General features: G+C 59.3%; 21 protein-coding genes, 1 tRNA gene and 2 pseudogenes. 13 read left to right on the forward strand and 11 right to left on the reverse strand.

Annotated elements, in window-relative coordinates; genetic code table 11:
- Positions 1–29: 29 nt before the first annotated feature.
- Together H8S56_RS17065 and H8S56_RS17070 are read left to right on the forward strand one after the other, a co-directional pair.
- On the forward strand, positions 30–1,355 hold the full coding sequence (locus H8S56_RS17065) for a S41 family peptidase (protein WP_187519279.1): 1,326 nt from the start codon (positions 30–32) through the stop codon (positions 1,353–1,355).
- Between the two features lie 3 nt (positions 1,356–1,358).
- Positions 1,359–2,141: a divergent polysaccharide deacetylase family protein gene (locus tag H8S56_RS17070; RefSeq protein WP_187519280.1), complete on the forward strand. Its 783-nt coding sequence runs from the start codon at positions 1,359–1,361 to the stop codon at positions 2,139–2,141.
- A gap of 2 nt (positions 2,142–2,143) precedes the next feature.
- Here the strand turns inward: H8S56_RS17070 and H8S56_RS17075 are convergent, their stop codons facing one another.
- Positions 2,144–2,899 carry a substrate-binding periplasmic protein gene (locus H8S56_RS17075; protein ID WP_024694611.1) on the reverse strand — a complete coding sequence of 252 codons (756 nt, stop codon included), beginning with the start codon at positions 2,897–2,899 and terminating at the stop codon, positions 2,144–2,146.
- 237 nt (positions 2,900–3,136) lie between these two features.
- On the opposite strand from H8S56_RS17075, the gene H8S56_RS17080 reads away from it, so the two are divergent.
- A complete protein-coding gene (locus tag H8S56_RS17080) occupies positions 3,137–4,651 on the forward strand; it encodes a trypsin-like serine peptidase (RefSeq protein ID WP_187519281.1) in 1,515 nt (504 codons plus the stop codon).
- 55 nt (positions 4,652–4,706) lie between these two features.
- On the opposite strand, the gene hisF is transcribed toward H8S56_RS17080, so the two are convergent.
- The 9 genes from hisF to H8S56_RS17125 all read right to left on the reverse strand — a co-directional run bounded on the left by hisF (position 4,707) and on the right by H8S56_RS17125 (position 12,487).
- A complete protein-coding gene (gene hisF, locus H8S56_RS17085) occupies positions 4,707–5,477 on the reverse strand; it encodes an imidazole glycerol phosphate synthase subunit HisF (protein ID WP_187519282.1) in 771 nt (256 codons plus the stop codon).
- 35 nt (positions 5,478–5,512) lie between these two features.
- Complete coding sequence (gene hisA, locus H8S56_RS17090; RefSeq protein WP_024685353.1) at positions 5,513–6,250, reverse strand: 1-(5-phosphoribosyl)-5-[(5-phosphoribosylamino)methylideneamino]imidazole-4-carboxamide isomerase; 738 nt, start codon at positions 6,248–6,250, stop codon at positions 5,513–5,515.
- 23 nt (positions 6,251–6,273) lie between these two features.
- Positions 6,274–6,534, reverse strand: coding sequence for a DUF2164 domain-containing protein (locus tag H8S56_RS17095; protein ID WP_024685352.1), 261 nt, complete (start codon positions 6,532–6,534; stop codon positions 6,274–6,276).
- A 5-nt stretch (positions 6,535–6,539) separates the two neighbouring features.
- Positions 6,540–7,178, reverse strand: coding sequence for an imidazole glycerol phosphate synthase subunit HisH (gene hisH, locus H8S56_RS17100; protein ID WP_024685351.1), 639 nt, complete (start codon positions 7,176–7,178; stop codon positions 6,540–6,542).
- Positions 7,178–7,771, reverse strand: a complete 594-nt coding sequence (gene hisB, locus H8S56_RS17105) for an imidazoleglycerol-phosphate dehydratase HisB (RefSeq protein WP_004883084.1) — start codon at positions 7,769–7,771, stop codon at positions 7,178–7,180. Before hisB ends, hisH begins: the two co-directional genes overlap by 1 nt.
- 283 nt (positions 7,772–8,054) lie before the next feature.
- Entirely contained in the window at positions 8,055–9,251 is a 1,197-nt protein-coding gene (locus H8S56_RS17110) for an amino acid aminotransferase (RefSeq protein WP_187519283.1), read from the reverse strand.
- A gap of 24 nt (positions 9,252–9,275) precedes the next feature.
- Positions 9,276–9,899 (reverse strand): YitT family protein, encoded by a 624-nt coding sequence (locus H8S56_RS17115; RefSeq protein WP_187519284.1) that lies wholly within the window; start codon positions 9,897–9,899, stop codon positions 9,276–9,278.
- A gap of 214 nt (positions 9,900–10,113) precedes the next feature.
- The gene (locus H8S56_RS17120) at positions 10,114–10,578 is read right to left on the reverse strand and encodes an Lrp/AsnC family transcriptional regulator (protein ID WP_187519285.1); all 465 of its coding nucleotides are present in this window, start codon (positions 10,576–10,578) and stop codon (positions 10,114–10,116) included.
- Between the two features lie 247 nt (positions 10,579–10,825).
- A complete protein-coding gene (locus tag H8S56_RS17125) occupies positions 10,826–12,487 on the reverse strand; it encodes an OFA family MFS transporter (RefSeq protein ID WP_032610264.1) in 1,662 nt (553 codons plus the stop codon).
- 263 nt (positions 12,488–12,750) lie between these two features.
- Between H8S56_RS17125 and H8S56_RS17130 the strand changes: the two genes are divergently transcribed.
- The 5 genes from H8S56_RS17130 to H8S56_RS17150 all read left to right on the forward strand — a co-directional run bounded on the left by H8S56_RS17130 (position 12,751) and on the right by H8S56_RS17150 (position 17,166).
- Positions 12,751–13,155, forward strand: coding sequence for an acetyl-CoA sensor PanZ family protein (locus tag H8S56_RS17130; RefSeq protein ID WP_187519286.1), 405 nt, complete (start codon positions 12,751–12,753; stop codon positions 13,153–13,155).
- 101 nt (positions 13,156–13,256) lie between these two features.
- Complete coding sequence (locus tag H8S56_RS17135) at positions 13,257–15,485, forward strand: AsmA family protein (RefSeq protein ID WP_187519287.1); 2,229 nt, start codon at positions 13,257–13,259, stop codon at positions 15,483–15,485.
- A gap of 167 nt (positions 15,486–15,652) precedes the next feature.
- On the forward strand, positions 15,653–16,720 hold the full coding sequence (mutY, locus tag H8S56_RS17140; protein ID WP_187519288.1) for an A/G-specific adenine glycosylase: 1,068 nt from the start codon (positions 15,653–15,655) through the stop codon (positions 16,718–16,720).
- Positions 16,717–16,989, forward strand: a complete 273-nt coding sequence (locus H8S56_RS17145) for an oxidative damage protection protein (protein WP_002555777.1) — start codon at positions 16,717–16,719, stop codon at positions 16,987–16,989. Before mutY ends, H8S56_RS17145 begins: the two co-directional genes overlap by 4 nt.
- Before the next feature lie 101 nt (positions 16,990–17,090).
- Positions 17,091–17,166, forward strand: a tRNA-Phe gene (locus tag H8S56_RS17150).
- Positions 17,167–17,491: 325 nt separating this feature from the next.
- Here the strand turns inward: H8S56_RS17150 and H8S56_RS17155 are convergent.
- A complete protein-coding gene (locus tag H8S56_RS17155) occupies positions 17,492–18,502 on the reverse strand; it encodes a bacteriocin immunity protein (protein WP_187519289.1) in 1,011 nt (336 codons plus the stop codon).
- Positions 18,503–19,247: 745 nt separating this feature from the next.
- Here H8S56_RS17155 and H8S56_RS17160 point away from each other — a divergent pair.
- The 5 genes and pseudogenes from H8S56_RS17160 to H8S56_RS17175 all read left to right on the forward strand — a co-directional run bounded on the left by H8S56_RS17160 (position 19,248) and on the right by H8S56_RS17175 (position 24,728).
- Positions 19,248–21,692: a M10 family metallopeptidase C-terminal domain-containing protein gene (locus tag H8S56_RS17160; protein ID WP_187519290.1), complete on the forward strand. Its 2,445-nt coding sequence runs from the start codon at positions 19,248–19,250 to the stop codon at positions 21,690–21,692.
- Between the two features lie 155 nt (positions 21,693–21,847).
- Positions 21,848–22,129 (forward strand): hypothetical protein, encoded by a 282-nt coding sequence (locus H8S56_RS17165; protein ID WP_024684676.1) that lies wholly within the window; start codon positions 21,848–21,850, stop codon positions 22,127–22,129.
- Positions 22,130–22,570: 441 nt separating this feature from the next.
- A pseudogene (locus H8S56_RS24965) lies at positions 22,571–23,257 on the forward strand (PAS domain-containing protein); the annotation flags it as partial.
- Between the two features lie 102 nt (positions 23,258–23,359).
- Positions 23,360–23,839: pseudogene (locus tag H8S56_RS24970) on the forward strand (methyl-accepting chemotaxis protein); the annotation flags it as partial.
- Between the two features lie 403 nt (positions 23,840–24,242).
- Positions 24,243–24,728, forward strand: coding sequence for a hypothetical protein (locus tag H8S56_RS17175; RefSeq protein WP_187519292.1), 486 nt, complete (start codon positions 24,243–24,245; stop codon positions 24,726–24,728).
- Positions 24,729–25,112: the final 384 nt, after the last annotated feature.

Below are 25,112 nucleotides of genomic sequence, written 5' to 3' on the forward strand. Positions count from 1 at the left end.
GCACCAATATCAGTAGGAGCTCGTTAGACATGCTGCATTTGTCCCGCCTCACCTCGCTGGCCCTGGCGATTGCCATCGTTATCGGCGCGCCCTTGGCGCACGCTGCCGAAAAAACCACGCCAGCCACGACAGCAGCAGTCGCCCCGGCCAACGCCAAGCCGCCGCTGCCGCTCGATGAGCTGCGCACGTTTGCCGAGGTCATGGATCGGGTGAAGGCCGCCTACGTCGAGCCGGTGGACGACAAGACCCTGCTGGAAAACGCCATCAAGGGCATGCTCAGCAACCTTGACCCGCACTCTGCCTACCTTGGCCCTGAAGATTTCCAGGAGCTGCAGGAAAGCACCAGCGGTGAGTTCGGCGGCCTGGGCATCGAAGTCGGCGTGGAGGACGGCATCGTCAAGGTGGTCTCGCCCATCGACGACACCCCGGCTTCGAAGGCAGGCATCGAAGCCGGCGACCTGATCGTGAAGATCAACGGCGCGCCGACCCAGGGTCAGACCATGCAGGAAGCGGTCGACAAGATGCGCGGCAAGATTGGCGAAAAAATCACCCTGACGCTGGTACGTGACGGCGGCACGCCGTTCGACGTGACGCTGGCGCGCGCGACCATTCAGGTCAAGAGCGTCAAGGCGCAGATGCTGGAGAACGGCTACGGCTATATCCGCATCACCCAGTTCCAGGTCAAGACCGGCGATGAAGTCGGCAAGGCGCTGGCCAAGCTGCGCAAGGACAACGGCAAGAAGATGAGCGGTCTGATCCTGGACCTGCGCAACAACCCGGGTGGCGTGCTGCAATCGGCCGTGCAAGTGGCTGACCACTTCCTCACCAAGGGCCTGATCGTCTACACCAAGGGCCGCATCGCCAACTCCGAACTGCGCTTCTCGGCCGACCCGGCGGACGCCAGCGAAGGCGTGCCACTGGTCGTGCTTATCAACGGCGGCAGCGCCTCGGCATCGGAAATCGTTGCCGGTGCCTTGCAGGATCAGAAACGCGGCATCCTGATGGGCACCGACAGTTTCGGCAAAGGCTCGGTGCAAACCGTGCTGCCGCTGAACAACGACCGCGCCCTGAAGATCACCACGGCGCTGTACTACACGCCGAACGGCCGCTCGATTCAGGCGCAGGGCATCAACCCGGATATCGTGGTGCGACGCGCCAAGGTCACCAACGAAGTCGATGGCGAGAACTACAAGGAAGCCGACCTGCTCGGTCACTTGGGTAACGGCAACGGCGGCGCAGACAAACCGACTCTCAAGGGCGGCGCGGCAGCCAAGGCGCGTCCGCAGGACGATGACTTCCAGCTCAGCCAGGCGCTCAGCCTGCTCAAAGGGTTGAGTATCACGCGCGGCAACTGACGGATGCGGATTCTCTGCCTTCTGCTGTTGGCATTCTCGATCACTGGCGCTGCCCACGCAGCGCCAGCCGAGACCGACGCAAAACCTGCGAAAGCCTACCTCAGCCTGATCATCGATGATCTGGGCCAGAACCCCGAGCGCGACAGCCGTACGCTGGCGCTTCCGGGCCCTGTGACCCTGGCGATCATGCCCGACACCCCGCACGCCACCGAGTTTGCCCGCCAGGCCCATCGCGCACGCAAGACCGTGATGCTGCACATGCCCATGGACCCGGCGACCGGCCCCTATGCCTGGCACCCTGACCTGCCGTTGCCGGAACTTGAAAGCCGCCTGAGTGCTGCGTTGCTCAAAGTGCCGTATGCAGCGGGCATCAACAACCACATGGGCAGCCGCATGACCGCCGAGCCGGTCGCCATGACCTGGCTCATGGAAGAACTGCAGCGTCGCCATATGTTCTTCGTCGACAGCCGCACCAGCGCCAAGACCGTCGCCGCCGCCCAGGCGCAACGCATCGGTCTGGCCAGCGTGTCTCGCGATGTGTTTCTGGACGACGAGCGCACCGCCGAAGCCATCACCCGACAGTTGCAGAGCGCCATCAGACTGGCGCGCAAGCAGGGCTCAGCCGTGGTCATCGGCCATCCCTATCCGGTCACGCTGGATGTGCTGGAACGTGAATTGCCCAAGCTCAAGGCGCAGGGCATTGAATGGATCGAACTGCGGGAAATGATCGGCCAGCGCGGCAACAAGGCCATGGCCGGTCACGGCAAAGACGGGACCTATCGTTAGGCTTACAGGTAACGGTCGCGGATTTTCTTCAACTGCCCTTCATCACGCAGGGTGTTCAGCGCCGACTGCAAACGATCGACCACCTCCTGCGGCGTGTCCTTGTTCAACGCCAGATACAGCTCGGCCGTGTGGAAGCGCAGCACGGTCTTGAGGTCGGTGATGCCTTCCTGCTTGGCCAGATAAAGCCCCACAGGATCAGCCGTCGCCCAAAGGTCGATCTGTCCGTTGACCAGTTTGCGAGCGTTGTCCTGATCGCGCAGCATCACCACCGGGTCCAGGCCCTTGAGCGCAAGATGCTCGGCCACGGCGTCGCCCTTGTAGGCACCGATCTGATAACCCTTGGCCTGCTCCAGACTCGACAGTGCAATCGTGCTGTTGCCGGGTGCCAGCAACACCCAGTCGACCGGTCCGAGAGGCCCGACCCACTTGAAAAGCTTTTCACGTTCGGGCGTGCGCACCGTGGAGAACACACCATAGCCGTGCTTCTCCAGCGCAAGCTTGTAGACGCGTTCCCAAGGGAAGCGCAGGGTCAGGTTGTAGCCGACACCGGCGCGCTTGAACATTTCGCGAACCACATCGACGGCAATGCCATCGATGTTGCTGTCCTGCGCGAAGTTCTTGCCATCGATCGCCATGTTGTAAGGCGGGTAATTTTCGGTCAGCAGCACCATGGAATAAGCAGGTGAATCGCTGGCTCGGGCGACTTCGCTGAGCAGAACAGCTGCTCCGACCAGTGCGAGAAAAAGACGTTTGAGCATGTTCCGGCACTCGATCTTGAACGACTGAGTCAGAGTGCCGCGAACCCGAGGCAGTGTCTAGCCCGCGACTTGAGGATGTCGCTTTCAAGCACATTCCGCCGATGACATACCCCATCGCACCGCCACAAAAAAACCAGCCCCGTTAACTATTTACGGCACAGCCTGATTCGAGAAGCGTTTTGATAGGCCGCGTCAGCACGACTGACCCAACACTCTCGACTATCAAAGGAATGATAAATGAGCCTCAAAAAAAACCTGTACCTGGGCCTGCTGTCGGCCTGCGTATCGGGCATTGCGCTGGCCCAACCAGGCGATTACGGCGACGGTATCGCTGCGTTCGCACCTTCCGTGCTGCTGGAAAACAAGGATGGCCGTTTCAATCACTGGAACGGTGTCGGTCGTATGGAAAGCCTGGAAAACCGGATGTGCACCGCAGTACTGATCGATACCCGAACTGATGCCCATGCCGATGCACCTGCCTATGTACTGAGCAGCGGCCATTGCACCTATGTCCACCCCAGTCAGGCGGCCACGGACCTGGAAATCGAAGGTCATGTGGAATTCAATTACTTCAAGGACATCCCGCCGGGTAAACGTCCGGTTTATCCATTGAAGAAAATCCACTGGAGCAGCATGCGCGGCGTCGACCTCGCATTGCTGGAGTTGCAGGCACCGCTGTCGCGCCTGCTGAAAGACGGCATCACGCCCATGAAACTGTCCGGGGTTACGGCGCAGACGGGCAGCGAAGTTCTGTCGGTCAGCGCTCCGCTGGCGCCCAACGGTCACACGCTGCGGCTTTCTGCCTGCGAGGTGGACGCGGTCGTGAACATCATCGAGCATCCCTATGCGTGGAGCGCGAACCTGCGCAACCGCTGCGAAGACGTACTGCCGGGCAGCTCCGGCAGCCCTTTGATTGATCGTCATACCAACACGATCATCGGCATCATGGGCACCGGTACACGGGGCGCCACCGAGCAGAGCCGCTGCTTTGCCGATTCGCCTTGTGAAGTCAGCGATGGCAAGGCCACCTGGTCAGCCGACACCACCTACGCCAGCCCGATCGACGTATTGCACGCCTGCTTCGTCGATGGTGTTTTCGAGCGTTCGCTCCCGGCCTGCAGACTGCAGACCGACGCCCAGGTGACACTGCCCAACCCGTATTATCAGAAGCACATGATCAGGCTGGAACGCGACGCACAAGGCGCAGTGATTGCGCCACGCTGGGACATGAAGTTCACCATCAACACCTCACAGTTCAAATTCAAGACCACCCGCAACCCCAGCCAATGCCGCGAACCGGACGGTTATCGCAGCTCACGGGACGCACGCACCGCGCACATCAATTCGGTGATCGGCACCGAGCCCGGCTTGTATTCGCTGTGTATCGTCGGCCACAACGGCAACGAGGGCGATCTGCCTGGCGTGCTGGAAAACGCCTTCATTCACAGTGTGGAACTGGTGGATTCCGGTGCAACACCTGCGCCTGATGTCACGGTCACGCAACTGGACACTGGCAAGTACCAGGTCACCTTCACCCGCAGCCTGCCAACACACGCCAGCCATGCCTTCAAGTTCGGCGCACCAGACTCGACCGATTGCGCGGATCCGAATGGCTACAAGACGGTGTACTACAACTTCAACGTCAGCACACGATTGCTTCCGGCCACGCTGTGTACTGTGGCAAAAGATGCCTCGGGACAGGCTTCCGAGCCTCGTGTCGACAGCCTGACCGCACCCAAAACCGATAACTGAAACGAAAACGAGCGCGCTGACCGGGTCAGCGCGCTCGCTTTTTTTCGACGCTGGCTCAGCGCATCACGATGCCGCGGCTGGCCATGTAAGCCTTGGCTTCAGGGACCGTGTATTCGCCGAAGTGGAAAATACTCGCCGCCAGCACAGCGCTGGCGTGACCTTCAAGCACGCCAGCGGCCAGGTGCTCGAGGTTGCCGACACCGCCCGAGGCGATGACCGGAATGCCCAGCGCATCGCTGATCGCACGCGTGACGCCCAGGTCGAAGCCGCTCTTCATGCCGTCCTGATCCATGCTGGTCAGCAGGATTTCGCCAGCGCCCAGCTCTTCCATCTTTTTCGCCCAGACCACAGCGTCCAGCCCGGTCGGCTTGCGCCCGCCGTGAGTGAAAATCTCCCAGCGCGGGGCTTCACCCGGTCCGGAAACCTTCTTGGCGTCGATGGCGACCACGATGCACTGCGAGCCAAAACGGGCCGCAGCTTCACCCACGAACTCGGGATTGAACACGGCAGCGGTGTTGATCGACACCTTGTCGGCCCCGGCGTTGAGCAGGTTGCGGATGTCCTGCACGGTCCGCACGCCACCGCCGACGGTCAGCGGGATGAACACCTGGCTAGCCATACGCTCGACGGTATGCAACGTGGTGTCACGGCCGTCGACACTGGCAGTGATGTCCAGAAAGGTGATTTCGTCGGCACCCTGCTCATCGTAACGACGAGCGATCTCGACCGGATCACCCGCATCACGGATGTTCTCGAACTTGACGCCCTTGACCACTCGACCGTTGTCGACGTCCAGGCAAGGGATGATGCGTTTGGCTAGGGCCACAGAATCGATCTCCGGTTAGTGGAACAGTGCCGTGCTCAGCGCTGTTCCCGATCACACAAGGCTTGAGCCTCGGCCACGTCCAGCGTGCCTTCATAGATGGCGCGACCGGTGATAGCGCCGATGATGCCCGGTGCCCTGGCGTCCAGCAGCGCCTGGATGTCACCCAGGTTATGGATGCCGCCCGAGGCGATGACTGGAATCCGCGTCGCCGCCGCCAGCGCAGCGGTGAACGGGATGTTGCAGCCCTGCATCATGCCGTCTTTGGCAATGTCGGTGTACACGATGGCCGACACGCCATCGGCTTCAAAACGCTTGGCCAGGTCGATGACCTGCACCGAGCTGACTTCAGCCCAGCCGTCGGTCGCCACGAAACCGTCCTTGGCGTCCAGGCCGACAATCACTTTGCCGGGGAACGCACGGCAAGCTTCGGCCACGAACTCAGGCTCTTTGACGGCTTTGGTGCCGATGATGACGTAGCTCACGCCCGCCTTGACGTAGTGTTCGATGGTTTCCAGCGAGCGAATGCCGCCACCGATCTGGATCGGCAGGTTCGGGTAGCGACGCGCGATGGCCGTGACCACGTCACCGTTGACCGGCTGACCTTCGAACGCACCGTTGAGGTCGACCAGATGCAGACGGCGGCAGCCACCTTCGACCCACTTGGCGGCCATGGCCACCGGGTCATCGGAAAACACTGTGGAATCTTCCATGCGGCCCTGACGCAGACGCACACAGGCGCCGTCTTTAAGGTCGATAGCGGGAATAATCAGCATCGGGAAACCTACTTGTCCGGAAATTAGTTTTTCTCGAGCGCCCACAGGTCACTCTCGATGCTCTCGAACCTCTCCTTGAGGTGCTGCTGAACATCGAAAATGGCTCGATTGTAGTAATGCGGGGCAATCTCGCGCGTGAACAGCTCAAGCACTTCAGCCACCTCGAACGACCCCAGTTCCAGCTCAAAGCGGTCTGCAAACAGACGCTTGAGCTGGTCGATCGCCTGTTGTTCGTGCTCGGGCGAGAGGGTCAGGATGGGCGGCTTGGCCTTGGCTTTGCTCATGTCGATTACCAGCGGCCGTCCCACGCAGCGAAGTTCTGCAACAACTGCAGGCCATGGGTATGGCTTTTCTCCGGGTGAAACTGCACGGCAAAGCGCGAACCGTCGGCCAGCGCCGCGGCGAAGTCGAGGCCATAACGCCCACGGCCCACCACCTGGCGCTGATTGACGGCGTCGATGTAGTAGCTGTGGACGAAGTAGAAACGCGCCAGATCGGGGATGTCGTGCCACAGCGGGTGATCGACCGACTGGGTGACCTGATTCCAGCCCATGTGCGGCACTTTCAAGTGCTCGCCGTCTTCGTGCAGGTCCTTGCCAAAGAACTTCACCTGGCCTTGGAACATGCCGATGCAATCCACGCCGTCGCTCTCTTCGCTGCTGTCGAGCAAGGCTTGCATGCCGACGCAGATACCGAGAAACGGACGATCCTTGCTGACTTCCTGCACCAGCGAATCAAAGCCCAGACGACGGATTTCGGCCATGCAGTCGCGAATCGCGCCCACACCCGGAAACACCACACGGTCGGCTTCGCGAATCACATCGGCGTCGCTGGTGATCAGCACCCGGCCTGCGCCAACGTGCTCCAGGGCCTTGGCGACCGAGTGCAGGTTGCCCATGCCGTAATCGATGACCGCCACTGTCTGCATCAGAGCACACCCTTGGTGGAAGGCATCTGACCGGCCATGCGCTCATCCAGTTCGACGGCCATGCGCAAGGCACGGCCAAAGGCCTTGAAGACCGTTTCGATCTGGTGGTGAGTGTTGTGGCCGCGCAGGTTGTCGATGTGCAGCGTCACGTTGGCGTGGTTGACGAAGCCCTGGAAAAACTCCTGGAACAGGTCAACGTCGAAGCCACCGACGGTTGCACGGGTGTACGGCACATGCATCTGCAGGCCTGGACGACCCGAGAAGTCGATGACCACACGCGACAGCGCTTCATCGAGCGGCACGTAGGCATGGCCGTAACGGCGAATACCTTTCTTGTCGCCAATGGCCTGGCTGAATGCCTGACCCACAGTGATACCGACGTCTTCCACCGTGTGGTGATCGTCGATTTCCAGGTCGCCCTTGCACTCGATGTCCAAGTCGATCAGCCCGTGCCGGGCGATCTGGTCGAGCATGTGCTCAAGGAAAGGCACACCGATATCGAATCGGGCCTTTCCGGTGCCATCCAGGTTGATCGAGGCTTTGATCTGGGTTTCCAGAGTATTGCGCTCGACGTAAGCCTTACGTTCGGCCATCACCAGCTCCGCAAAATCATTGGGCGAAAAAGGCGATCATTATAGGCCCAGAACGGCCGCGCATGAAGCAAACAGACGACAGACAGGGGATTTACTGTACATCGTCCTTTTGCGCCTCGCGGCAAACGCTGGACCGTGGGAGCGGACTTGTCCGCGAAAAGGCCGGTACATCCGCTAAAGCTGCAAGACCTGAGAAACCCAACGCCGGCAAGCCGCCTCCCACATTCTGCGCTGCTGCGAGACCTCATCGCGTCAGGGGCAGAGGACATCGCCCACAGGAAAATCAGTCGAACAGGCTGGCGATCGCGTCGCACACCTTGTCGATATTCCCTTCGTTCAGCCCGGCCAGGCACATGCGGCCGCTGCGGATCAGGTACACGCCGTGGGTGTCCCTCAGCTCGTCGACCTGTACCGGCGTAAGGCCGGTGTAGCTGAACATGCCGTTCTGCCGGAGGATGAAGCTGAAATCGTGCTGCGGCACTTTATGCGCCAGCGCCGACGCCAGACGCATGCGCATGTCGAGAATGCGCGTGCGCATGACCTCGACCTCGGTCAGCCACTGATCACGCAGTTGCGGCGAATTGAGCACGCGGGAAACCACGCGTGCGCCATGAGCCGGCGGGCTGGAGTAGTTGCGGCGCACGGTTGCCTTGAGCTGACCCAACACGTTGACGGCCGACGCGCTGTCTTCGCAGACCACCGACAACCCGCCGACGCGCTCGCCGTACAACGAGAAAATCTTCGAGAACGAGTTGCTGATGAAGGCCGTGACGCCTGCGTTCGTCATCGCCCGGATCGCATAGGCGTCTTCGTCCATGCCGTTACCGAAGCCCTGGTAGGCGATGTCGAGAAACGGAATCAGCTCACGCGCCTTGACCAGTTCGACCACTTGATCCCACTGCGCAACCGACAGATCAGCCCCGGTCGGGTTGTGGCAGCACGGGTGCAGCAAAACGATGCTTCGGGCAGGCAATTGCTGCAGCGCGCTCAGCATGGCATCGAACTGCACGCCGCCACTCTGTGCATCGAAGTAGGGATAGGTATTGACCTTGAAGGCCGCGCCTGCGAACAGCGCATGGTGGTTTTCCCAGGTCGGATCGCTGACCCAGACCTGCGAGTCGGGGAATGCATACTTGAGGAAGTCGGCCCCCACTTTCAGCGCGCCGGAACCGCCCACGGTCTGGATCGTAGCCACACGGTTGGCCAGCACAGCGGGGTTGTCCGCACCAAACAACAGGGTCTGCACGGCCTGACGATACGCCGCCAGACCTTCCATCGGCAGGTACACCGACGCTGTCTGCTCGCCCTCGGCCAGTTGCTGCTGCGCGGTAACCGCTGCCGCCAGGCGCGGAATGCAACCCTGCGTGTCGTAATACAGACCGATGCTGAGGTTGACCTTGTCGGCGCGAGGGTCCTTGCCGAAGGTCTCCATCAGCGAAAGGATCGGATCACCGGCGTACGACTCCACGTGGGCTAGCATGCAAACAACTCCTTGAATAATGAATCAGGCCGAGTAGCGATCAGCTCTGTGGTTCTGCGCAATGATGAAGTTCAGCAGCACCGCGCCCAGTATGGAACAGGCCAGTATCGGCAGGCTGATGAACGTCAGGGAGGCCAGCAGTACACCGATGTCGATACCCATCTGCAACCAGCCCGCCTTGAAGCCATATCGGTCCTGCAAATACAGCGCGAGGATATTAACCCCGCCCAGGCTTGCCTTGTGACGGAAAAGTATCAGAAAACCGACGCCGAGAATCAGGTTGCCCAGCACCGCAGCATAAAAAGGCTGCAACTGATCGATATGGATGAACACGGCGTGCTGATCGGAGAAGAACGACACCAGCCCGACGGCGCAAAAGGTCTTGACGGTGAACAGCCAGCCCATCCTGCGCAATGACAGGTAATAGAACGGCAGATTGAGCGCAAAGAACACGACGCCGAACGGCAGGGCGAACGAGTAATGAATCAACAGCGCGATGCCTGCCGTACCTCCCGTCATCACCCCTGCCTGACGCAGCAGCACCACGCCGAAAGAGACCAGCACAGTCGCGATCACGAGTGCGAACACGTCTTCCTGAGCCGAGTGACGCGTCGCAAAACGCGCGGATGATGAGGTGCTGATAGTCATTGCGATGCCCGGCTCGGTCGATGTCCATGAATGACGGGCTTTCAAAAGCTGAAACGCCTCACCCATTCACACTTTGAGCGGCAATCTATAGATACAGCGTGATTCGCGCAAATATTAACGACAGAACGCTAACTTCAACCACTAAATCAACTTTACATGCATTATTTGTGCGCAGAAAACACCACGAGTGCGCCACTTCGGTGCACAACAGGCGTCAGAAGGTTACGACGCTGTTTTCTTTCAAGCGCTCCAGCACCACCGCCGTCTTGATGTGAGCAACGCAATTGCCTGCGGTGATCTGCGCCATCAGCTTGTTGAGACTGTCCAGGTCCGCCACCGCGACTTTGAGGGTGTAATCCGCATCGCCCGTGGTCTTGTAGGCGTCGATGATCGAACCCACATCCGCCACCAGCGCCTGAAACTCTTCCCAGTGCTCTGGGCGATGGCTGGTCAGGCGCACTTCGACCATTGCCAGCACGTCGCGACTCATTGCCTGCGGCGCAACACGGGCGTGATAACCGAGGATCAGGTGCGCCTGCTCCAGGCTGATCCTGCGGCGCGAGCATTGTGACGCCGAGAGCCCCACCAGATCGCTCAATTCCTGATTGGTCAAACGCCCGTTGGCCTGAAGCAACGTCAGAATCTTCAAGTCGAAGTCATCGATTTCATTCGCTTTCATGAAGGCAGTCGCTCGCGCTAGAGGGGTTTGCGGGCAGCAAGCGTACCAGTTTCATCGTCAGCAGTAGTGAGCGTGCTCATGAATGGACCGGTCCATTCATGAGCCATGCGCCCCTTGAAACACAGCCTTCGCGAGCCCTCTCGTCCCGGCAGCCGTGCATAAAGCCCCTGATGGTTTAACCCTGAAAAACGCTCAAAAAAAAGCGCATGCACCGAAGTGCACGCGCTTTTTCAGGACCGCCAGACTGTTAGTGGAACAGTACTGCGGTTTTTTGCAGCGTAATCCAGACGCCCCACGCCAGCGGGATGCCCACTGCCAGCCAGGCCGCGATCACCAGCGGCTTGCTGCCCGCGGAAGCTTTCCACTCCAGCGATGTGGTAGCAGTAGCGCCCTTGTCGTGACCGATGGCCTGTTCGGCCGCCAGTTCGGCGTCGGTCATGAAGTACTTGTCGGCAACCGGACGGATCAGCAGGTTGCAGATGAAGCCCAGCACCAGAAGACCGGCCAGGATGTACAAGGTGATGTCATAGGCATCCGCACGTGCAACACCGTGGCTGAGTTGATACTCGCGCAGGTAGTTGACCAATACCGGACCCAGTACACCGGCCGCAGCCCATGCCGTCAGCAGACGACCGTGGATCGCACCCACCATCTGTGTACCGAACAGGTCGGCCAGATACGCAGGCACTGTTGCGAAACCGCCGCCGTACATCGACAGCACGATGCAGAACGCCGCTACGAACAGCGCGATACTGCCCATGTGGCTCAGGGTTGGAACCGACGCATAGAGCAGGAAGCCCAGGGCGAAGAACACAAAGTAAGTTGCCTTGCGACCGATGTAGTCAGAGCACGAAGCCCAGAAGAAACGACCGCCGATGTTGAACAGACTCAACAGACCGGTAAAGCCTGCAGCAATGGCAGCAATGGCTTTTAGTTGATCGGCATTGAGCTGGCTGAACGTCAGGTCATTACCCAGCAACTTGCCGGCGAACACTTCCTGCAACAGCGGAGACGCCATACCCAGAATACCGATACCGGCAGATACGTTAAGGCACAGTACCAGCCAGACCAGACGGAACTGCGGTGTCTTCCAGGCCACGCTCACGTGCACGTGACGGTTGGTGATCATCGCATTCTTGGCCTTGGCCGCCGGAGCGGTCCAGCCTTCCGGTTTCCAGCCGGTCGGTGGCACGCGGTAGCCCAGTGCGCCGCCGATCATGAAGATGAAGTAGATCACCGCCATCACGACAAAGCTCTGCCAGACGCCCACGCCATCAGCAGAAGCGAAGTGGCCCATCAGAGCGGTGGCCAGAGGTGCACCCACCATTGCGCCGCCGCCGAAGCCCATGATCGCCATACCGGTCGCCATGCCGCGCTTGTCCGGGAACCACTTGATCAGGGTCGACACCGGGGAGATATAGCCCAACCCCAGGCCGATACCACCGATGACACCCGAGCCCAGCCACATCAGCCAGATCTGGTGGGAATAGATACCCAGCGCGGAAATCAGCAGACCGCCACACCAGCACAGGGCCGAAACGACGCCAGCCTTACGTGGACCTGCGTGTTCCAGCCAGCCACCCCAGATGGCAGCCGAACAGCCCAGGAAGATGAAGAACAGGGTATAGATCCAGCCCAGCATGGAGATCTGCCAGTCACAGGTCGATGCAAAGATCTGTGCGAAGAAACCCATGTCCGGCGTACAGGCGACAGGTGCCGAAACACCAATAGCCTTTGACAGCGGCAACCAGAAAACCGAGAAGCCATACGCCATGCCGATACAAAGATGGATGGCCAGTGCAGCAGGTGGAACAAGCCAACGGTTGAAACCGGGCTTGGCGATAATGCGCTCTTTGGACAAGAACGCAGGCTGAACGGCAGCGCCGCCCAAGGCTGTGCTTGTGCTCATTATGATTACCCCAATGTGTGAAGCTTGCAGATGGTTGCGCTGGTCCGCCCCAGACTCCATGCCGAACGGCCATGTCTGTTTTATCGGCAGCGTATTCAGATACGTGACAAAAAGACGCACCTGACTTCAGCAGAGGCGGAGACTATCACTTACCGATGGCCAATAAGCATCTTGTTACAAGCTTTTTATTATCAAATTCATCAACTTAATCCACGTTATCTATGACTCCATAGATGCAATCAATTAAACGTCAGGAGAAACGCATGCCGGTGTTAGTTGGGTTAATAAATTCGCCCACTTGTCAGGATCAGGAAGACCTTCAGAAAATCTACCGCGACGCACCGCCCGACCTGCTCCCGCCCTTCGCTGACACCGCGCGTCTGATCGAAAACGCCCTGGCCGGGCAAACGCTGCTGGCCGCTCGCTTTAATGATCGACTGCTGGGTGCCGCACGCCTGGTACGTGGTGACCATATCTGGCATCTGTCGCACCTGTGCGTGCGCGCACTGACCCGCCGCCGCGGTGTCGCCGGCCGCATCGTCTCTCACGCAGTGAAACTGGCCGGTGAGGCCGGTTGCGAACTACGCTTGCTGGCACCTGCCGAGCGTCCCGAAGTCCTCGCTCTGGCAGCCAGGCTCCACGTGCGGCTGGAAGTCGCAAAGCCCTGAAACGGGGCTGTCGCCCACCACGAGAGCATCCAAAGCCCGAGACGCTCGTCAGAGCGGTATACTCGTGGGCTATTTTTGAACATCGACACAAGGACTCGCCCATGAAAGCGTTCGGCAAAATCCTGGGGCTGTTTATTCTCGGGTTGTTGCTGATCATCGTGGCTCTTGGCTTTGCCTTGACCCATCTGTTTGATCCCAACGACTACAAAGACGAGATACGACAGCTGGCACGCGAAAAGGCTAACGTCGAGCTTACGCTCAATGGCGACATCGGCTGGAGCCTGTTCCCGTGGCTCGGGCTGGAATTGCATGACGCGCGTGTCGCCACCCTGACCGCCCCCGATCAGCCGTTCGCCGATGTGCAGATGCTGGGCTTGTCCGTACGTGTACTGCCGCTGTTGCGCCGTCAGGTGCAAATGAGCGATGTGCGTGTCGAAGGCCTGAACCTGATGCTGCATCGCGACGAACAAGGTCATGGCAACTGGGAAGACATCGGCAAACCGCCTGCCGTCGCGTCCACCGAGCAGAAACCCGATGCCGCGCCAGCCCCGACGCCGGAAGCGTCGAAGCCTGAACGGCCTTCCCAGCCGATCAAGCTGGACATCGACAGCCTGACCGTCAACAACGCCCGCGTGGATTACAGCGACGCCCGCAAAGGCCGGACCTTCACGGCGGAAAGCATCCAGCTGAGCACCGGTCCGATTCGCGAAGCGTCCGATATTCCTATCAAGCTGACCGCCTTCCTGAGCACCAACCAGCCTGTCGTGCGCGCCAAGACCGAACTGGTCGGCGAGCTGCGCATGGACCGCGTACTCAAACGTTATCAGTTCGAAGACATGCGCCTGTCCGGCGAAGTCGCAGGCGAACCCCTGCAGGGCAAGATCGTGACCTTCTCGGCTCAGGGTCAACTGCTGGTCGACCTGGCCGCCAACATCGCCGAATGGAACAGCCTCAAGTTCTCGGCCAATCAACTGCGCGCCCTGGGCGAACTGCGGGCCCGTGACCTGGACAAGACACCCCAGATCAGTGGCGGCCTGTCCATTGCCCAGCTTGATCTGCGCACCTTCTTCGACAACATCGGCCAACCGCTGCCCGCGATGGCCGACGGCGCACTCAGCAAGGTCGAGATGGTCACCCGCCTCAGCGGCACACCCACGAGCGTCGTACTGGACGGCCTGAACCTGAAGGTCGACGACAGCACCTTTACCGGCCGCATCGCGATAGACGACTTCGCCAAACAGGCATTGCGCGTTCAGCTCAAGGGCGACACCTTCGACGCCGACCGCTATCGTCCGGCCGAAAGCGAAGAAAGCAAAGGCGCCAAGGCCGCGCGCAAATCCGAAGTGCAGAGCGGTGAAGCCGCCGCTGTCGCAGGCGACTCGCCGCTGCCCGAGCAGCCCACCAAGGCTGCCTGGAGCACCGCCAGACTGCTGCCACTGGAGCGCCTGCGGACCCTGGATGTTCAGGCCGACCTGAGCTTTGGCAAGCTGACCCTCGACAAACTGCCGATCCAGAACGCAGCACTCAAAACCCAGGCACTGGGTGGCGTGATCAAACTCGACACCTTGAGTGGCGATCTCTACAGCGGCAACTTCGAGGTCAAGGGCAACCTGGATGCACGCCCTGACGTCCCTGCGATCAATGTGCAGACCCGCGTCGCCAAGGTGCCGATCGAGCGCGTTCTTGAAAGTCAGGGACAAACCCCGCCCGTGCGCGGCCTGCTGACGCTCAACAGCGACCTGACCGGCAAGGGCAACAGCGAAAAAACCCTGATCGACAGCCTGAACGGCACCGCCAGCTTTGCCCTCAGCAACGGCGTGCTGGTCAACGCCAACCTCGAGCAACAACTGTGCAGGGGCATCTCCGTCCTGAACCGCAAACCGCTGGCCGGCGAGCCACGCGCCAAGGACACGCCATTCCAGCAGTTGAACGGCAATCTGGTGGTGCGCAACGGCGTGGCCAGCAACCCGGACCTCAAGGTGCGCATCCCCGGCCTGACCGTCAACGGCAACGGTGATGTCGACCTGCGCGTGCTGGGCATGAACTACCGCGTCGGCATCATCGTCGAAGGCGACAAGAGCGACATGCCGGACCCGGCCTGCGAGATCAACCCGCGCTTCGTCGGCATCGAGTGGCCGGTCCAGTGCCGAGGCCCACTGGAACTGGGCGCCAAGGCCTGCCGTCTGGACAAGGACGGCATCGGCCAGATCGCCGCCAAACTGGCCGGCGACCGGATCAGCGAAAAACTCGAAGACAAGCTCGACGAGAAGCTGGGCGACAAGGTCAGCCCGGAACTCAAGGATGCGCTCAAGGGGTTGTTCAAGCGCTAGTCAGTAAACCTGCACAAAACCGTGGGAGTGAGCTTGCTCGCGAAAGGGCCGGTGCATTCGATCAAGATGCATCGCTTGGAAAATAGCCTTCGTGAGCAAGCTCACTCCCACATTCAATAGCAGCATTTCACCCGGCCATGAGTTGTTTCACAGGAGCCCACCAGGCGATGCAACCCGAGCAATTCTCCAGCGCCGTGCTGGATTGGTACGACCGCCACGGCCGACACGACCTGCCCTGGCAGCAAGGCATCACACCGTATCGGGTCTGGGTGTCGGAAATCATGTTGCAACAGACGCAGGTCAGCACCGTGCTGAACTACTTCGACCGCTTCATGGAAGCCCTGCCCACCGTGCAGGCGCTGGCCGAAGCGCCGGAAGACGAAGTGCTGCACTTGTGGACCGGTCTGGGCTACTACACCCGCGCCCGCAACCTGCAGAAAACCGCACGCCTGATCGTGGCCGAACACGGCGGCGAATTTCCCCGCGATGTTGAAAAGCTGACGGAGCTGCCCGGCATTGGCCTGTCCACCGCCGGAGCCATCGCCAGCCTGAGCATGGGCATCCGGGCATCGATCCTGGACGGCAACGTCAAACGCGTTCTGGCGCGCTTCACGGCGCAGGAAGGCTATCCGGGCGAACCCAAGGTCGCCAAACAGCTGTGGGCCACTGCAGAGCGCTTCACACCCCACACACGGGTGAACAACTACACCCAGGCCATGATGGACCTGGGCGCAACGCTCTGCACCCGTAGCAAACCCAGCTGCCTGCTCTGCCCGCTTGAACGCGGCTGCCAGGCACACATGCTGGGGCTGGAAACCCGCTACCCGATCCCCAAGCCACGCAAGACCGTGCCGCAGAAACGCACGCTCATGCCGATCTTCGCCAACAGCGAAGGCGCGATTCTCTTGTACAGACGCCCGTCCAGCGGACTGTGGGGCGGCTTGTGGAGCCTGCCCGAACTCGATCACTTCGACGACGTGCAACACCTGGCCACACAGCACGCGCTGGAACTGGGCAAGCACCACGAACTGCCCGGCCTGATCCACACCTTCAGCCACTTCCAGTTGAGCATCGAACCCTGGCTGGTACAGGTCCAGGAGTCCGCCCATCACGTGGCCGAGGCCGACTGGCTCTGGTATAACCTCGCCACCCCGCCGCGCCTGGGCCTTGCCGCCCCGGTGAAAAAGCTGCTCAAACGCGCAGCCGACGTATTGAACGCAGGAGAGTCGTCATGACCCGCACCGTAATGTGCCGCAAATACAAAGAAGAACTGCCAGGCCTTGAACGCGCCCCCTATCCGGGTGCCAAGGGCGAAGACATCTTCAATCACGTCTCGCAGAAAGCCTGGGCCGACTGGCAGAAACACCAGACCCTGCTGATCAACGAACGCCGCCTGAACATGATGAACGCCGAAGACCGCAAATTCCTCCAGACCGAGATGGACAAATTCCTGTCCGGCGAGGAATACGCCCAGGCCGAAGGCTACGTTCCCCCCGAGAAATAAAGCGTTTCACGCAGTGAAGGTCGTAAGCGTCGGTAATAATTCAATATTTTTTGATAACGCGCTTGACGACCTCCTGAAAAACACGTTTAATGCGCCCCGTTGCCCAGATAGCTCAGTCGGTAGAGCAGGGGATTGAAAATCCCCGTGTCGGCGGTTCGATTCCGTCTCTGGGCACCACCTTTCGTTTTCAGGTGATGCCAAGCACACCTGAAGGCACACAAGAAGCCCGCCTCGTGCGGGCTTTTTGTTGTCTGCGATTCCTTACAACTCCCTTGAAAGCCCACCTCTTTGCGAGCAGGTTCGTGGATCGATCAGCTCGGTCTACGAATCCACTCACGCAGCCAAGACGCACTTTTGGCAGCCTGTCGATGCAGCGGCAGGCGGGGAGACCATGATCGCGATCCCTTTGACCGCATCATGGTTGCCCAGGCGCTGGCTGAAGGAATCAGCCTTGTGACTCACGATGACGCTACCCACGACGGCTTTTGCGCAATCCACGAGATCAGTAGAAATCGTAATAAAGTACCCACTCGCCGGTCACTTTGCTTTTCCAGAACATCAGGAATCCACTGTCAACCACGTTCAGATTGATCTCAGGATCGCTTGATATTTGAAACACAAATTCAAAATCTTCCCCAGGGTCGATGCCAGGCTGGCAGAAAGACGGATACCCACCGACCTTATGACCATAAGCATGTGCCCCTAAATCTTCATGGCTTTCGATCTGTCCCGAACGCTCCAGCTCGACTATCTCTGCTTCCAGATACGCGGGTATTCCACCTCCATCCCACAGTGGAAAATCTTCTGCCACAGGGACGACTTTCAACGGCACGGCCTGAATAGTCGAGCCCGCCACCGGTAGCTCTTTAGGAACGAGCACGCTGTCAGGCCCATACTCGCGAATCAGCCAATTATTGCCCATGGGCTCAAAGGCTTCAGGCAATGGCTCCGCGACGAACACTGTAATGACACTGACACCGTCAAGCAGGGGATGCTTGAACGGCAGGCTACCAAGGTGTAACTGCGCATAGGGGTGCAGCTCTACCCCTTGATCATTCTTGGGTACGCCTTCCTCAAGCCCGTAAAGGGACACTTTGCCGATCCAGCTTTCTACAACCTGATCTGTGGATGGACCATCGCTGACTACAAATTCAGCGGCGGGTCTTACCAGCAGCTTTTTTACCTCGCCAATGCCCATGCTACCCGGAGGTTCGTGCCTGGGCGGTTGATAGTCAGGATCGGCAGCTTTGAAGCCCGGCAAACCATTCGCCTCGCGCCACTGGCGGATAATGTCAGTAATACCTTTGGCTGACGTGTCAGAACCTTCCTCTGGCCAAAAAATAAGGTCTGTACTGTCAGGATATTCAGTCACCTCAGCAAAGTGGTTAAGCAGCCTCTCTGCCTGCCGGTCCCTCCCATGAGGTTCTGTGCCGAGGATTTGCTCCATGCAATGAAGAAATTCAGCTTCCGTGTAATCCGAAAAGTGTTGTTTGCTAACGCCGTGGTTACTCATCCGCTCCCCCTTGGGTTAAAGAATCGTGAGGGCGCGAAGCTAGGAAAATTGCTCGAACAAGGTAAGAGGACCACAGTCATATGGCTTGAGTGAATGGTCTCTATTGAAGCGGGACGAATCTTGCGATGCACCGCCATACGCCCTGCGCTAAATAATTCCCGCCACCTGCCGCTAAACCTGAAGAGTGATATGTCTTGCAAATGGCCGAGCGCCGGATCGAGGATGTTCTTGATGGATCAGCAAGCGTCGTGTCGCAGGCGGGTCTTTGCTTCGGGTTTTACGGAGTGCTTCAGGGCTGCCGTGGCGCTGATGCTCATCGTACTCAATGGCGGAGTCGGTATACCCATGGCGCAAGCAAATCAGGATCAGTTGGCACCCTGTGTTCTGTACGTGATCTGCGAGGAGCCCTCGAGTGGAATGTGCCGGGCATTGGCCGCTGCGTTGTCGCAAGAGCATCGACAGGTCGAGGTTGTGCCGCACACGACAAGGCTGCCAACGATAGCGTTCGTCGAGGAACTCAGGACATCAACGAGCCTGTCAGGTCATCTGGCCTGGAGAGCAACAAATGGCGTCCAAGGACGCGGGCCGACCCTTCGTTTTCAGGTCACCGACGCCACGTTATCGGAGCGGATGCTTCGAGATTATGTAAACGCCTTGCTGCACGAGTCTCCTTCGGCGCGGTAAATGCTCACGTTTTATGTCCCTGTTGCCCACGCTTGAGGTCGGCTCCATGTGTGTTCTGTGTATGACTTATCCCAATCTGGAAGGGCCGAACTGTCTCGATAAACTCGATGCACAAGGCACGCAGACCACCAGCAACGTCGCGGCCAATCTGCCGTCCTTTACGCTGGATCAGCAAGCCCGTTACCTGACAGACGGGTTCTGGCAGGACGTGGGCGGCCAACCTCACCATTTCAACGTACGGGCTGGCGGCTCGATCACGGTCAATATCACCGCTTTACGGGCGGATAATCAGGACACCGCGCGCGCCGCGCTGCAAACCTGGTCCAACGCCACCGGAATCAAATTCATTGAAACGACGGGACGGGCACAAATCGGTTTCAGCGAGGATCAGAGCGGCGCGTATGCCAACTCCATAACCTCATCCAACGGACTGATTGTCAGCAGCTCGGTCAACGTGGCGGCCAACTGGTCCAATGGCAGCTGGTACAAACTGCAGACGTTTGTCCATGAGATCGGTCACGCAATCGGTCTAGGCCATGGCGGCAACTACAACGGTTCTGCGAATTTCAGCACCGATGCAAGTTATCAGGAAGACAGCTGGCAGAAGTCGATCATGTCGTACTTCGACCAAAACGATAACCCCTACGACACGGCAGCCTTTGCCTTCGCCATCACGCCCATGCTGGCCGACATACTCGCTGCCCAGACGCTGTATGGCGTCCCTACAGGCGTGAACACGGGCAATGACACGTATGGCGATTTCCGCACTGTCTTTGCGGCCGGAACGGATGTTGTCCAGGGAACAGCCGCGACCATTTTCGATTCGGGCGGCATCGATACATTCAACTTCAGCCTGCGTTCGGCGGACCAGAAGATCGACCTGCGTGCAGAAGCGTTCTCCAGCATCGACGGGGTCGCAGGCAACCTCGCCATTGCCAGGGGCGTGGTCATTGAAAATGCGATCACCGGCGGCGGCAGAGACACCCTTATCGGCAATGACGCAGCCAACCGTCTGGAAGGCGGTGCCGGGAACGATACGATCCTTGGCGGCGGCGGCAACGACATTCTGGTGGGCGGCGCCGACCGGGACGACCTCGATGGCGGGGCAGGAACGGACACGGCACTCTTCGCCGGCCTGAGCACGGCCTATCAGGCACTCTACAATGCAGACTTCGCGCTCAGCGGCATTCTCCGAATGACCGACATGGCAACCGGCGCGGTGGACACCCTGCGAAGCATCGAAAAGCTCAGCTTCGATGACGTGACGCTGGATGTCGCGGCCCTGCTGGAAAACATGAAAGGCCGCTTCGGCACGATCAAGGCCGGTGAAGCCGATAGCCACCTCACCGCACTGTCAGCCCGCTCGGACGACACATGGGTTCGCAGCGCCTACGAGATTGATGGCGCGTTCACCGCCACCGCCACAGCGCGCTTCGACAGCCTGAATGCGGGCGCGTGGCAGCGCATCTTCGATTTCGGCAACGGGCCTGCGGCGGACAATATCTGGCTGGGTCAGGTCGGCCGTTCAGACGACATGGCATTTGCCATCGTCAAAGGATCGACGTCCTACCAGATCGTGGCCAACGACGTGATCGTGGAAGGCCAGACGGCAATCTGGACTGCGCGCGTCAATGCAAACGGCCTGATGCAGCTGTCCAAGGATGGCAAGGTCGTGGCCGAAGGTCAGGGCGCAGTGCCTGAAGATGTTGGCAGAGCAGACGAGCTGATTGGCAGATCGGCGTGGGCCAACGATACGCCGCTGATCGGCCAGGTGAGCAATGTTCAGGTCGTTAACGGCAGCCCCGTTACAAGTGGTGGCGGCACTTCCGGATCCGGTGGCACGACGTCAGGCACAGCGCCCTCCTCCACGAACCTTCCCGACGCCAATCTGCACCTGTCGGGCTTGAGCGATGGCCAGCAGGACTTTCTCATCAGCCTGTACATCGGCGCCTTTGGCCGAACACCCGAGTACAGTGGCCTTGCCTACTGGGCGGACGAACTGGCTGCCAACCTCAAGACGGGCATGACACCCAACACGGCCAATCTGCTTGTTGGTCAAAATATGTACAAAGCAGGTGCCCAGAATGGCGAGGGTGGCACGCAGTTGCAGACCGCCGAGTACGTGACATTCGCTTACAACAATGCGCTGGGTCGCCAGGCCGATCAGGCCGGGTATGACTACTGGGTCAACGACCTGTCGGCTGCTCGCATCAGCCGGGGCGATTTCCTGACCACCTTCCTGACTGCAGGCATGAACGCGACACGCGATGCGGACTTTCTGATTTCGCGCATTGCCGTGGGTGAGTTTGCCGCTCAAAAACATGTGTCTGGAGCGGGCGCGCCGGGGATCGACTCAAAGGCGATTCTGTCCTCGGTCACCGACCCGGCCAGCGCGCAGACAGTCATCAACGGCATCATTCAAAAATACGGGGCGGCGTCCGCAGAAATCGCACAGATACAGGTGACAGGAAACGCAGCCCAGACGAGTGACATTTTCTTTGTCTGAGCCGATCAGCAAGAAACATTGACCGACGTCGGCCCAGGCGCTGTACGAAAAGTCGGCGAGCGCAGCCGCTTTTCGTACAGCGGCCTTACGCCGATTGAACTTAGTGCTTGAGCTATCCCTCGAAGCCATACATTTGTTTTCGAAGGAAAAATCCTGTGCTCAAGTTCACTGCCTCCGCCCTCATCATTGCCGCCACCCTGGGTCTCGCTGCCTGCGACAGCAAATCCGAACAGAAAGCGCAGGATGCCCAGGCGCATCAGGAAAATGCTCAGCAGAAGATGGAATCTGCTCAAGCCAAGGTCAATGACGCGGCTAAAGAGAACGCCGAAGCCGCCAAAGACAAGGCCGCGTCCAAAGAAGCGGCTGCCGAAGAGTCGAAAACCTTCGTGCCGACCTCCGACGTGACCAACACCGTTCAAACACCTGAAAAAAAGTAAAAACAGTCGATTCTCTTCACAAAGTTTTCACAGCCACTGCGTCATTGTAGAGCTGCTCCCAAGTGTGAATCCTTAAGCCCGCTCCCCCATCGCGGGCTTTTCTTTGTCCGGCGTTTGACGACATTGAACCCGGGCGATATCGCCTCCTCTCTTCTGAAGTCCTTCAACATCCTTTACCGCATTCGATAGACGCGCACATTGATCTATATCCCGAGAAAAACCGCGGTCTTTCTGACGTCAATTTTTACGTGCCCCATTCATCAGAATAATGGCTCCCCTGACTCATGCCTTCATACTTATTGTCGATATCCCCACATGAAGAGTTCCGCAACACCACATTAGGGGCACGTTATGTTCGGGAAAAAAGAGAAGACTGAACTGACAGCCATGAAGGCTGAAGTAGAAGGACTCAAAGGACTGATGGGCGCGCTCGAAAAATCAATGGCTATTGTCGAGCTGGAGCTCGACGGAAAGCTCATTCGGGCCAACGATAACTTTCTGGCTGCGATGGGCTACCGGGCAGAAGAACTGCACGGTAAGACGCATCGCGATTTCTGCGACCCGGAAATGGCACGCAGTCGCGAGTATGCAGACCTGTGGGCTTCTCTGCGGGCAGGAAAATTCATATCCGGAACGTTCAGACGCGTCGCCAAGTCAGGCAAGAGCGTCTGGCTGGAAGCCAGCTACAACCCCGTCATCGACGCGCAGGGCAAGGTGATCAAGGTGGTCAAGTACGCCCTGGACGTCACTCAGAAAATCCTGCTTGAGAACGAAAACCACAGCAAGCTCAATGCCGTGGATCGCGCCATGGCGATTTGCGAGTTCGACCCGGCGGGCCAGGTGCTTACGGCCAACGATAACTTTCTGCATGTCATGGGCTACGCACTGGGCGAGATTAAAGGCAAACACCACAAGACCTTCTGTGAACCGTCGCTGGTCAACAGCGCTGAGTACACCGAGTTCTGGCGCAAGCTGAACCAGGGCCAGTTCGTGGGCGGTCAGTTCAAACGCATCGGCAAAAATGGCCGGGTTGTGTGGCTGGAAGCTACGTATAACCCCGTTTTCGACACCGATGGCAAACTCTACAAAGTCGTGAAGTTCGCCAGCGACATCACGGCCAAGGTGGAGATGCAGGAAGCCGACGCACATGGCGCTTCCAAGGCTTACCACATTTCGGCCGAAACCGAGAAAGTCGCCGAACAAGGCACGCTGGTGATTCAGGAAACCGCACGCGAGATGCGCCAGATTGCGGAAAACATCGGCTCTTCCGCCAAGCTGGTCGGGCAATTGGGCGATCGCTCGGAACAGATCACCGCCATCGTCAACACCATCCGGGGTATCGCCGACCAAACCAACCTGCTGGCACTCAACGCGGCCATCGAGGCGGCGCGCGCAGGCGATCAGGGCCGTGGCTTTGCGGTCGTGGCTGATGAAGTGCGACAACTGGCCGGACGCACCAGCGGCTCTACCACGGAAATCGCCGAGATGATCGGCAAGATCCTGGCAGAAACCCGTGAGGCGGTTGCCAGCATGAGCGCCACCCAGGAAGGCGCCAACCGTGGCGTGACACTGGCCGATCAGGCGGGGCAGGTAATTGTGCAGATCCGGGATGGCGCGAGCGACGCGGTTGAAGCCGTCAGCATGTTTGCCAATCGCATGGACGAAGCGGAAGCGTTTTCAAAGCTCGGGAAAAAGAAGTCTTTCGCGTAACGATGGAAGTCTGAACATTTAACCTGTTCACACTTCCATCCCGTAACGGCTTGCCGGACAAGCATAGAAGCCCGCCCCAGCGGGCTTCTGTGTTTTTGTTATTCGCGCCTGACAAACACCTATCCAACACCCGTGTCGTCGTTATGGCGGCCACTTCAAACTCACGCTGTTCATTCGAACGTTGAAATACATTCGTCACACTCAATCCAGACATTCGTTCTAATAGGTTTGAGCGCCCCGGATACACGATGAACACCTTCGAACAAACGGCGCACGATCCGGTACTTCAGGTGCAACCGCGCGGCAGCGCCGGGCACGCGCCTTGTAATCGAGCCTTGGCTATTGGAGCGTCGTGCGCTTCAATAGCGCCCATTGCCCTTACCGCCTGACAAAGGACCGCCCCATGGCTTCGCCGGACAAACAGCAGAAACGCGCCAAACGCGCAAAGATCAAGGCCAAGCAGAACCGCTCCGGGAAGTCACCGACCAACGTCGTACATCCGGTATTCGCCTCTGTGCTGGTCAGTCAGCCGTTCGACGACGTGCTGCTGGACATGAGCACCTTCGACTTCAAAGACATCGTTGAGAACGGCTTCGAACCGGCCGACTACGAAGACCTGTTCGACACCATGAAAGCCGCCGAAGCCATCAGCCAACTGGCGATGTGCCTGGTGTTCCTGCAATACCCGGTACTGGCACTGGTCGTGTCTGAAGAAGACGAAGAGGAAGCGACCGACTTCATGATGGGCCTGCTCATCACCTACCGCGCCATCCACCACGACGAAGACGAAGACACCGCCGTGGAGTGGGTCGAAGGCAAGGCCTTCCAGGCCGACTTCCAGATGGCATCGGACCTGCTGATGAAACGCGACGCCAAGGCAATGCGCTGAGGGAACGAGGGTGTGCGATCATCCATAAGCCCTTGATCGCGCCCTGCACTGCTACTCATCGCGACACAGGTCCAGTGGGAGTGAGCTTGCTCACGAAAGCGATAGCACGGACATTCTATCTATTGGCGTTTGCGCCAACCGCTTCGCGAGCAAGCTCGCTCCCACCAAGCTGTGCGTGTGTTCAGCGCCCCTCTGCACAGAACATAACGCTTTGTGCAGCACTCACATCACCCCAACGCAGCAGCACCAACCCGTGCAGCCTTGCGGCGAAGTGCTTCGAATCTGCCGACGACGGAAAATTGTGGGAGCGGACTTGTCCGCGAAGGCAGTGTGTCAGACGCGACATCTCTAACGGATGTACTGGCCTTTTCGTGGACAAGTCCA

The sequence above is a fragment of the Pseudomonas triticifolii genome, from assembly GCF_014358015.1.
In the GTDB taxonomy this organism is placed as follows: domain Bacteria; phylum Pseudomonadota; class Gammaproteobacteria; order Pseudomonadales; family Pseudomonadaceae; genus Aquipseudomonas; species Aquipseudomonas triticifolii.

Coding starts and splice junctions, on each gene's coding strand:
- H8S56_RS17065 (WP_187519279.1), top strand. CDS start 30: ATGCTGCATTTGTCCCGCCTCACCTCGCTGGCCCTGGCGATTGCCATC.
- H8S56_RS17070 (WP_187519280.1), top strand. CDS start 1,359: ATGCGGATTCTCTGCCTTCTGCTGTTGGCATTCTCGATCACTGGCGCT.
- H8S56_RS17075 (WP_024694611.1), bottom strand. CDS start 2,899: ATGCTCAAACGTCTTTTTCTCGCACTGGTCGGAGCAGCTGTTCTGCTC.
- H8S56_RS17080 (WP_187519281.1), top strand. CDS start 3,137: ATGAGCCTCAAAAAAAACCTGTACCTGGGCCTGCTGTCGGCCTGCGTA.
- hisA (WP_024685353.1), bottom strand. CDS start 6,250: ATGCTGATTATTCCCGCTATCGACCTTAAAGACGGCGCCTGTGTGCGT.
- H8S56_RS17095 (WP_024685352.1), bottom strand. CDS start 6,534: ATGAGCAAAGCCAAGGCCAAGCCGCCCATCCTGACCCTCTCGCCCGAG.
- hisH (WP_024685351.1), bottom strand. CDS start 7,178: ATGCAGACAGTGGCGGTCATCGATTACGGCATGGGCAACCTGCACTCG.
- hisB (WP_004883084.1), bottom strand. CDS start 7,771: ATGGCCGAACGTAAGGCTTACGTCGAGCGCAATACTCTGGAAACCCAG.
- H8S56_RS17110 (WP_187519283.1), bottom strand. CDS start 9,251: ATGCTAGCCCACGTGGAGTCGTACGCCGGTGATCCGATCCTTTCGCTG.
- H8S56_RS17115 (WP_187519284.1), bottom strand. CDS start 9,899: ATGACTATCAGCACCTCATCATCCGCGCGTTTTGCGACGCGTCACTCG.
- H8S56_RS17120 (WP_187519285.1), bottom strand. CDS start 10,578: ATGAAAGCGAATGAAATCGATGACTTCGACTTGAAGATTCTGACGTTG.
- H8S56_RS17125 (WP_032610264.1), bottom strand. CDS start 12,487: ATGAGCACAAGCACAGCCTTGGGCGGCGCTGCCGTTCAGCCTGCGTTC.
- H8S56_RS17130 (WP_187519286.1), top strand. CDS start 12,751: ATGCCGGTGTTAGTTGGGTTAATAAATTCGCCCACTTGTCAGGATCAG.
- H8S56_RS17135 (WP_187519287.1), top strand. CDS start 13,257: ATGAAAGCGTTCGGCAAAATCCTGGGGCTGTTTATTCTCGGGTTGTTG.
- mutY (WP_187519288.1), top strand. CDS start 15,653: ATGCAACCCGAGCAATTCTCCAGCGCCGTGCTGGATTGGTACGACCGC.
- H8S56_RS17145 (WP_002555777.1), top strand. CDS start 16,717: ATGACCCGCACCGTAATGTGCCGCAAATACAAAGAAGAACTGCCAGGC.
- H8S56_RS17155 (WP_187519289.1), bottom strand. CDS start 18,502: ATGAGTAACCACGGCGTTAGCAAACAACACTTTTCGGATTACACGGAA.
- H8S56_RS17160 (WP_187519290.1), top strand. CDS start 19,248: ATGACTTATCCCAATCTGGAAGGGCCGAACTGTCTCGATAAACTCGAT.
- H8S56_RS17175 (WP_187519292.1), top strand. CDS start 24,243: ATGGCTTCGCCGGACAAACAGCAGAAACGCGCCAAACGCGCAAAGATC.